The organism is Marinicrinis sediminis, assembly GCF_042685085.1.
Lineage (GTDB): Bacteria > Bacillota > Bacilli > Paenibacillales > KCTC-33676 > Marinicrinis > Marinicrinis sediminis.
In genome coordinates this window covers 1-961 of sequence record NZ_JBHUMM010000028.1, presented here as the reverse complement: position 1 = coordinate 961, position 961 = coordinate 1, and the positions used below count along the sequence as shown (strand labels likewise).

Annotated in this window: 2 tRNA genes and 3 rRNA genes; all 5 read right to left on the bottom strand. The window is 53.2% G+C overall.

What is annotated here, in order from left to right:
* Nucleotides 1–117: ribosomal RNA gene (locus tag ACFSUC_RS11545) — 23S ribosomal RNA — on the bottom strand; the annotation flags it as partial.
* A gap of 266 nt (nucleotides 118–383) precedes the next feature.
* A tRNA-Ala gene (locus tag ACFSUC_RS11540) sits at nucleotides 384–459 on the bottom strand.
* 26 nt (nucleotides 460–485) lie between these two features.
* Nucleotides 486–562: transfer RNA gene (locus tag ACFSUC_RS11535), tRNA-Ile, on the bottom strand.
* Between the two features lie 42 nt (nucleotides 563–604).
* Nucleotides 605–721 (bottom strand): 5S ribosomal RNA (gene rrf / locus ACFSUC_RS11530).
* 155 nt (nucleotides 722–876) lie between these two features.
* Nucleotides 877–961: ribosomal RNA gene (locus ACFSUC_RS11525) — 16S ribosomal RNA — on the bottom strand; the annotation flags it as partial.

Below are 961 nucleotides of genomic sequence, written 5' to 3'. Positions count from 1 at the left end.
TCGGACATCCCCGGATCAAAGCTTGCTTACAGCTCCCCGAGGCATTTCGTTGTTCGCCACGTCCTTCTTCGGCTCCTAGCGCCTAGGCATCCTCCGTGTGCCCTTACTAGCTTATCCACTTCGGTTGTTGCTTTCGCTTCCTTCTCTTGCACAAGTGCAAATGTCGGGCGCGAAACAAAACCTTCGTTCTCGTGTGCGGGATTTGACAAGATGTCATCCCCGTACACGCTAGTAAAAACTGCGTTGATTCTTACCTAAACTCTTTCGCTATCCAGTTTTCAAGGATCAAGTTTGCCGTCTTTTCAGCGGCAAGTGGTATCTTACCATATCCGCTTTGTCGTTTCAACCGGCTTTTTGAGCCGTCACGTTCAAAGCAATGCGTTTGGTGGAGCCAAGCGGGATCGAACCGCTGACCTCCTGCGTGCAAGGCAGGCGCTCTCCCAGCTGAGCTATGGCCCCCTATTTCCTGGGGTATTAGGTTTATATGGTGGGCCCTAGTGGACTCGAACCACCGACCTCACCCTTATCAGGGGTGCGCTCTAACCAGCTGAGCTAAGGGCCCAAGCCTTTTGCCTTTACGGCTTGATCAGGCTTGTATTGCCCGGCTTGGCAATGTCCTACTCTCCCAGGACCCTTCGGTCCAAGTACCATCGGCGCTGGAGGGCTTAACGGTCGTGTTCGGTATGGGTACGCGTGGTACCCCTCCGCCATTATCACCAAACCGGTTTGAAAGGTTGCCCTTTCAAAACTGAACGCGAGTGAAATTGTCCGTTGTGCATCTTGTGCACATTCGTTCTTGTGCCTTGGGCCCCGCAAAAGGACTTGAATCAGCTGTTAAGCTGTTCTTCACTTTTGTGGGTACCTAGAGCTCCATAGAAAGGAGGTGATCCAGCCGCACCTTCCGATACGGCTACCTTGTTACGACTTCACCCCAATCATCTGCCCCACCTTCGGCGGCTGG